This window comes from Enterovirga sp. (assembly GCF_035325185.1).
GTDB lineage: Bacteria > Pseudomonadota > Alphaproteobacteria > Rhizobiales > Beijerinckiaceae > Enterovirga.
The window spans coordinates 1-7,318 of sequence record NZ_DAOLAJ010000112.1; the positions used below are offsets into that span (position 1 = coordinate 1).

8 protein-coding genes are annotated in these 7,318 nt (G+C 69.0%); 4 read left to right on the top strand and 4 right to left on the bottom strand.

From position 1 onward, the window contains the following. The coding region (locus PKD06_RS16615; protein WP_324382046.1) for an MFS transporter at positions 1 to 509 on the top strand (509 nt) is incomplete at its 5' end. Between the two features lie 60 nt (positions 510 to 569). Then, positions 570 to 1,919 carry an adenylate/guanylate cyclase domain-containing protein gene (locus PKD06_RS16620; RefSeq protein ID WP_324382048.1) on the top strand — a complete coding sequence of 450 codons (1,350 nt, stop codon included), beginning with the start codon at positions 570 to 572 and terminating at the stop codon, positions 1,917 to 1,919. Here the strand turns inward: PKD06_RS16620 and PKD06_RS16625 are convergent. Next, positions 1,912 to 2,157 (bottom strand): hypothetical protein, encoded by a 246-nt coding sequence (locus tag PKD06_RS16625; protein WP_324382050.1) that lies wholly within the window; start codon positions 2,155 to 2,157, stop codon positions 1,912 to 1,914. The two genes, PKD06_RS16620 and PKD06_RS16625, sit on opposite strands and share 8 nt — an antisense overlap. A gap of 202 nt (positions 2,158 to 2,359) precedes the next feature. Between PKD06_RS16625 and PKD06_RS16630 the strand changes: the two genes are divergently transcribed. Next, positions 2,360 to 3,556, top strand: coding sequence for an O-succinylhomoserine sulfhydrylase (locus tag PKD06_RS16630; RefSeq protein ID WP_324382052.1), 1,197 nt, complete (start codon positions 2,360 to 2,362; stop codon positions 3,554 to 3,556). A gap of 185 nt (positions 3,557 to 3,741) precedes the next feature. Next, positions 3,742 to 4,992 carry an ABC transporter substrate-binding protein gene (locus tag PKD06_RS16635; RefSeq protein ID WP_324382055.1) on the top strand — a complete coding sequence of 417 codons (1,251 nt, stop codon included), beginning with the start codon at positions 3,742 to 3,744 and terminating at the stop codon, positions 4,990 to 4,992. 192 nt (positions 4,993 to 5,184) lie between these two features. Here the strand turns inward: PKD06_RS16635 and PKD06_RS16640 are convergent, their stop codons facing one another. From PKD06_RS16640 to PKD06_RS16650, 3 genes are all read right to left on the bottom strand, one after another. Next, entirely contained in the window at positions 5,185 to 5,385 is a 201-nt protein-coding gene (locus PKD06_RS16640; protein ID WP_324382057.1) for a hypothetical protein, read from the bottom strand. A 179-nt stretch (positions 5,386 to 5,564) separates the two neighbouring features. Then, positions 5,565 to 6,461, bottom strand: a complete 897-nt coding sequence (locus PKD06_RS16645) for an SMP-30/gluconolactonase/LRE family protein (protein ID WP_324382059.1) — start codon at positions 6,459 to 6,461, stop codon at positions 5,565 to 5,567. Positions 6,462 to 6,501: 40 nt separating this feature from the next. Beyond that, the coding region (locus tag PKD06_RS16650; protein ID WP_324382061.1) for an amidase family protein at positions 6,502 to 7,318 on the bottom strand (817 nt) is incomplete at its 5' end.

The window sequence follows — 7,318 nt, forward strand, 5'->3', positions numbered from 1 at the left end:
TCGCCTATTGCGGCGATCTCGGCTACGGCCCGGCCCGCGGCGCCGAGATGCTGTCCCTCATGCTTGCCTTCGGCATCGTGTCGCGGGTCGGCTCGGGCTTCGTCGCCGACCGGATCGGCGGGATGATGACCCTCCTCATCGGCTCCGCCCTGCAATGCCTCGCGCTCGTCCTCTACCTGTTCTTCGACGGGCTCGCCTCGCTCTACGTGGTCTCGATCCTGTTCGGGCTCTTCCAGGGCGGCATCGTGCCGAGCTACGCCATCATCGTGCGGGAGGTCTTCCCGGCGCGGGAGGCGGGCCAGAGAGTGGGAATCTGCGTCGCCGCGACGCTGGTCGGCATGGCGCTCGGAGGCTGGCTCTCCGGCCTCATTTTCGACTGGACCGGCTCCTACCGGGCGGCCTTCCTGCACGGCATCGCCTGGAACGTCCTCAACCAGGCGATCGCACTCTATCTGATCATGCGCCAGAACCGCCGGCCGGATATCGCGGGAGCCGCCGCGCCGGCCTGAGGATGCCCTCTCTCCCGCGCGCTTGCGCCGCCTCGGCGGGCGCGCCAATTACATCGTCGGATGTCGCAGACACCTCCTTCCGCCGACCCGGCTGCCGGGCTCGGGCCGCAAGCCCCGCTTGGGCCGCCAATCCGGCTCGGGCCGACCTCGGCCGCCGACGGCGCCGAGGTCTTTCTCGTCGCGCCCGACCTTCTCTGGCAGGCGGTCGGCATCCGGGACTGGCTGCTGGAGAGGAGCGCGAGCGGTGACACGCAGGAGCTTCTGGCCGGCTTCGCCGAAAGGCTGAACGAGCTGGGCACGCCCGTCGATCGCCTGAGCACCGCGATCGATGCGCTCGATTCGCAATATTCAGGCGTCGGCCGCTTCTGGCTGAAGGGCGAGGGGGTCAGCTACCGGCTGTTCCCGCACGGCCCGGAATCGGAGGCCATCTACGAGCGCTCGCCCTTCGCCGAGACGCACCGGACCGGCGAGTGGCTCCTGCTCGATCTCGCGGACACCCCCGATTCCGCCTACGGCATCGTCGCGGAGCTGAGGGAGGCGGGATACCTGCAATACCTCGTCATCCCGCTGATCTTCTCCACCGGGACGCGCAACGGGCTCACCCTCGCGACGCGCAGCCCCGGCGGCTTCGACCGCCGCTCGCTCGGCCTCCTGCGCTTCCTGATGCCGACCTTCTCGGCGGCGATGGAAATGCGCTCGGTCGGCCAGCGGCTCGACAACGTGCTGCGCATCTATGTCGGCGACGAGCCCCATCGGCAGATCCTGTCGGGCGCGATCCGGCGCGGACAGGTCTCGCGCATCCGCTCGGCGATTCTGTTCGCGGATATGCGCAGCTACACGCGCATCACCTCGGCGCTCTCGCCCGAGGCGGCGGTCGAGCTGCTGAACAACTTCTTCGACTGCCTCGTCCCGCCGATCGAGGCGGAGGGCGGGGAGGTGCTGAAATATCTGGGCGACGGGCTGCTCGCGATCTTCCGCGACCGCGGCGACGATACGGGCGGGACGGCGCAGTCGGCCGTCACGGCAGCCGTCTCCGCCCTCGTCAGGCTGGACGAGGCCAACCGGGCCGGCACCTTTCCCGAGCGGATCGCCGCCGGAATCGCGCTGCATTACGGCGAGGCCGCCTACGGCAACGTGGGCTCCGGGAACCGGCTCGACTTCACCGTGATCGGGCGCGACGTGAATCTCGCTTCCCGCATTGCGCAATTGAACAAGGCGCTGGGCGAGCCGCTCCTGATGTCGAGCGTTTTCGCGGACCATCTCTGGGGAGACCCAGAGCCGCTCGGGGAGCACGGCCTGCCGGGCTTCGAGAAGCCCGTGGCCATCTACCGCCTGCGCGGCGCGCCGGCCCCGGCCGAACTCGGGGAGGAAGGGCGGGGGCTCTCCCCGCCCCCGCAGAATCTCAGATGAAATGGCGCTCGATCGCGCGCTCGAGGTCGTCGGTCATGCGGCGGCCGCGCTTTTCGATGAGGCGGGCGATTTCCTGCTCGGCCCGGCGCGTCTGCGCCCGGTGGACGGCGTGCAGGAAGCGGCCGATCAGACCCGGCTCGCGGGAGGGCAGCTCCTCGCCGGGGGCGGCCGACACGACCTCGTTGAACGGAATATGGTTGAACTGGATACGGTTGAACTGAACACTTGCCGCGGACATGGATATCTCCGTAATAGCCGCGGGCGTTTCCCTCTCTCTATTGCACTGCAACATAAGCGATGCGGGTAGCGGATGTCAGGCTCTGCGCCGCAAATTGGCTTTGCGCCCAGCGCATAGGTTGAGGAAAATTTAACCTTTGCCATGACGCCGCCGCATACATCGAGGGCAGTTCCGCCTCGAACCGAACCGATCGGCCCCCACCATGACGACGCATTCCTCCTCGAAGCTCAGGCCGGAGACGGTCCTCGTCCATGGCGGCACCCTGCGCTCGCAATTCGCGGAGACCTCCGAGGCGCTCTTCCTGACGCAGGGCCATGTCTATGCCAGCGCCGAGGAATGCGAGCAGCGCTTCACGGGGGACGATCCTGGCTTCATCTATGCCCGCTTCTCGAACCCGACCACGGCCATGTTCGAGGCGCGGATGGCGGCTCTCGAAGGCGCGCAGGCCGCCCGCGCGACCGCGACCGGGATGGCGGCGGTCACCGCGGCCATCGTCGGGCAGGTCCGGGCCGGGGACCATGTCCTCGCCGCCCGCGCCCTGTTCGGCTCCTGCCGCTACGTGATCGAGGAATTCCTGCCCCGGTTCAGCGTCGAGACGACCCTCGTGGACGGGCGCGACCTCGACGAATGGCGCGCCGGGATGCGGGCAAATACCAGGACCCTCTTCCTGGAGAGCCCGACCAATCCCTCCCTCGACCTCGTCGATATCGAGGGGGTGGCGCGGATCGCCAGGGCGGGCGGGGCGACGCTCGTCGTCGACAACGTCTTCGCCACCCCTCTCTTCCAGCGGCCGCTCGCCCTCGGCGCCGATTGCGTCGTCTATTCGGCCACCAAGCATATCGACGGCCAGGGCCGCTGCCTCGGCGGCGTGGTTCTCGCCTCGGCCGATTTCATCGAGACGCATATCCATACCTTCCTGCGCCAGACGGGGCCGGCCATGTCCCCGTTCAATGCCTGGGTGCTGCTGAAGAGCCTCGAGACCCTGCCGCTGCGGGTGCGGCAACAGGCCGCCAATGCCGCCCATCTGGCCGACGCCCTCGCCGGCCGGCCGGGAGTGGCGCGCCTCGTCTATCCGGGCCGCCCGGACCATCCCCAGGCGGCGCTCGCCGCGCGGCAGATGTCGGGCGGCTCCACCCTGATCGCGCTCGAACTCGAAGGCGGCAAGGCGGCCGCCTTCCGCTTCCTCAACGCCTTGAGGATCGTGCGCATCTCCAACAATCTCGGCGACGCCAAGAGCCTCGTCACGCACCCCGCCACGACGACGCACCAGCGCTTCACGCCCGCGCAGCGGGAGGAAATGGGCATCGGCGAGGGGCTCGTGCGCCTTTCCATTGGCCTCGAACATCCCGACGACGTGCTCGACGACCTGCTCGGCGGCCTCGCGGCGGCGAGGGGCTGAGGGGCGCTTCACCGGGTCGCCCTGCTTTTCGCACTCGCCGTTGGACAAGTCGGAATCCGCGCGCCAGTCTGGAGCGCGAGGAGGAGCCTGTCATGTCCGCCGCCCATGCGCGCGAAGCCCCGTTCGAGGAGCCCGACATCTCGACGCCCCTCGGCGCGAGCTGAGGCGAGCGAGAGGGGAACCCCATGCTGACACGTCGCGGCTTCATGGGCGGCTCCGCGCTCGCCCTCTCGGTTCCCGCGCGCGTGCGCGCCGACACCGTCCAGGAGGTGACGATCGGCGCTCTCTATCCCCTGTCCGGCGCGAGCGCCCAGGTCGGCGTCGACGCCAAGGCGGCCTTCGCGACCGCCGCCGACATCGTCAACACCCCCCATCCCGGCCTCGACCTGCCGCTCGCCAAGGGCGAGGGGCTGCCCGGCCTCGGCGGGGCAAAGGCCCGGCTTATCTATGCGGACCACCAGGGCGACCCGCAGAAGGGGCGGGCGGAGGCCGAGCGCCTGATCACGCAGGAGAAGGTCACGGCGCTCATCGGCACCTACCAGAGCGCCGTTGCCGCCGCCGTCAGCCAGGCGGCCGAGCGCCACGCCATTCCCTTCATGTCCGCCGACAATTCCTCGCCGAGCCTGCACAGGCGCGGATTGAAATATTTCTTCCGGGCCGCGGCCCATGACGAGATGTTCTCGACCGTCATGTTCGATTTCCTCGATTCCCTGCGCAAGAAGGGCGAGAAGGTCGAGACGCTGGCGCTGTTCTACGAGGACACGATCTTCGGCACCGACTCCTCGAACATCCAGAGAAGACTCGCCGGCGAGCGCGGCTACAAGCTCGTCTCGGACATCAAGTACCGCGCCAACACGCCCTCCCTCGCCACCGAGGTGCAGCAACTCAAGGCCGACAATGCCGACGTCCTGATGCCCACGAGCTACACGGCCGACAGCATCCTGCTCGTGAAGACGATGAGCGAGCTGGGCTACCGGCCCAAGGCGATCATCGCCCAATCCGCCGGCTTCGCCGACAGGGCGTTCCTCGACGCGGTGGGGTCGAAGATCGAGAACTTCATCACCCGCGGCTCCTTTTCGCTCGACCTCGCGCAGAAGCGGCCATCCGTGGCCAAGGTCAACGAACTGTTCAAGGCCCGGTCCGGCAAGGACCTCAACGATAACACCGCGCGCGAATTCATGGCGATGCTTGTGCTCGCGGACGGGATCAATCGCGCCAAGTCGACGGAAGGCTCGAAGATCCGTGACGCGCTGGCCGCCACCAATATCCCCGGCAGCCGGACCATCATGCCCTGGCGAAAGGTCGTCTTCGAGGAGACCGGGCAGAACCCCGATGCCGATCCCGTCCTGCTTCAATATTCGGGCGGCAGATTCGTCACGATCTTCCCCGAGCAGGTCGCCGTGGCGAAGCCCGTCTGGCCGATGTCGAAGAGCTGAGGGACGCGCTGGCGCGGCAATCCCGATCGCGGGCATATCCTGCAAACTGGACGGAGCGTGATCTCGGCACAGCGGCCGACAGCCGCGAGCAGGCGGGGATCGGGAACGCCTGTCTCGGCGTCCGGCTCTTCGAATCGGATATGGAAAAGCCGCCCCGGAGGGCGGCTTGTTCAAGCCTCACGGCTTTCTCTTTCAGGCGGCTTCCGGCATGAGCGCCGCGCGCTTGCGGCGGCGGCGGACCGGAGGCTTCACGACGATCGGCTCGGCCATCGCCGCCATCGGGTCTGGCTGCCAGGACGGTACGGGGTGCCCGGCCGGAACGTCGAGGACGGCGGCGAGAAACTCCATTCCCTGCGGATCCTCGGTCAGTGCGCTGGCATCGAGATGGGGCATGCGGATGGCCTCGAGGGTCTTCCCTCAAATCGTTAACGTCGCGAGGCACAGAAAGGTTCAAAAAAAGTTTCTGCCTGATGTCGCCGAGCTTTCTTCCCGTTCATGCGAGGCCGCGGACAAGCTCCCGAAGGGGGGAGGCGCCCGTGATGCGACACCAGGCCGCGGGACCGCGCCGCGGCTCAGTCCGTGATATATCGGCAGATGCCCGCTGGACGCCCGGCAATCCCCGCCTCCAGGCGGAAGAGATGTCCCGCCAGCGGGTCGGCCGCCCGGTCGAGATCGCGCGCGGCCGTGGTCACATAGATGGTGCGCAGGTCCGGGCCGCCGAAGGCGAGCTTGGTCACCTGCGGGGTCGGCATCGGGACGACGAGGACCGGCTCTCCGTCCGGGTCGAAGCGCGTGATGCGGCTGCCGCGGAAATGGCAGATCCAGACATGGCTCTCGGCATCGACCGCCATCCCGTCGGGATGGCCCTCCCCTTCCCCGAAAGCCGCGAATTCCTCCGGCTCCCCGAGCGCGCCGTCCTCCCGCAGCCGGTAGCGCCACACGCGCCCGCGGGAGGTGTCGGTCGCATAGAGCAGGCCGAGATCGGGATCGATCGCCGGCCCGTTGGTCGTCACCGTGCAGATGCCGAACCGGGCGAGCCCCGCCCCGGACCAATGGTAGAAATGGCCGCTCGGCTGCCGGTCGGCCTCGTTGAGGGTGCCGAAGAAGACCGATCCGTCCGGCGCCGCGACGCCGTCATTGAGGCGGTTGCCGGGAAGATCGGGCTCGGGGCGGACCAGGATCGCCGGCTCTCCCCCCTCCAGCGCCAGCCGCGCCAGCCCCGATTTGAGGCCGAGAAGCACGGTCGCGGGATCCTCGGTCAGGAGAACGAAGCCGACCCTCTCGTCCAGCGCCCGCGCCTTCGCCTCCTCGCCGCCATCGGGCCGCCAGGACCAGAGGGATTGCCCGTTGATGTCCACCCAATAGAGCGTGGCGAGGCGGTGGTCCCAGATGACGCCCTCGCCCAGGACGCAGCCGCAGGAGAGGGCGACTTCCGGCCGCCGGTCCAGCACCGCCACTGGTCTGCTCATTCCTGCCTCCCTGCGAGAGAACGCTCCGCCGCTCTCTTTCTCAGTCCGGTTCGGCGAGCCGGCAGGCGAGGCGCAGAAGGGACAGGTCCGAGCCGGCCGGCCCCAGCAGAGACAACCCGAGCGGCGCCCCGAGCCGGCTCGCGACCGGTATCGTCACCTGCGGCAGGCCCGACAAGCCCGACAGGCAGAGAATGTCGATCGACTTGTTGCGATAGGCGTCGAGGCCGCTTTCCTCCTCGGCGAGGAGCGGGGCCACGTCCGGCATGGTCGGCAGGATCATGACGCCGGCCGCCGCGACGAGTTCGCGGAAGCGCTGGCAAAAGGCCGCGCGCACGGCGACGGAGCCCGCAAGCTCCTCGTCCGTCACCTCGCGGGAGAAGACGAAGCGCTCGGCGACGCCGGGGCCGAGCGGCATCCGGTGCGTCTCGATGACGGCGCCGTCCGCGAGCCACGCCTCCCGGCCCTGGATGCGCCGGAACGCCCAGTAGAGCGGGGAGAACCCCGCGCTGCCCGCGGCCTCGACCATCCGCGCCGGGCCGAGACGCGCCTCGATGCAAGCGAGGTGCGGTGCCAGCGCCGCCCGCACCTCGGTATCGAGCATCGCGAAGGCGTCCGCCGCCAGGAGGAGGCGGGGCGCCTCCGGCAGCGGCGCGGCATCCTCCCCGAGCATCACCGCCGCGACGCTCTCGAAGACGTCGCCGGTGCGGGCGAAGAAGCCGCAGGTATCGAAGGAGGGAGCCAGGGGAAGGCAATCCTCGAGCGAAATGCGCCCGTGGGTCGGGCGGATGCCGAACAGGCCGCAATGGCTCGCGGGCGCCCGCACCGGGCCGCCGGTATCGGAGCCGAGCGCCGTGTCG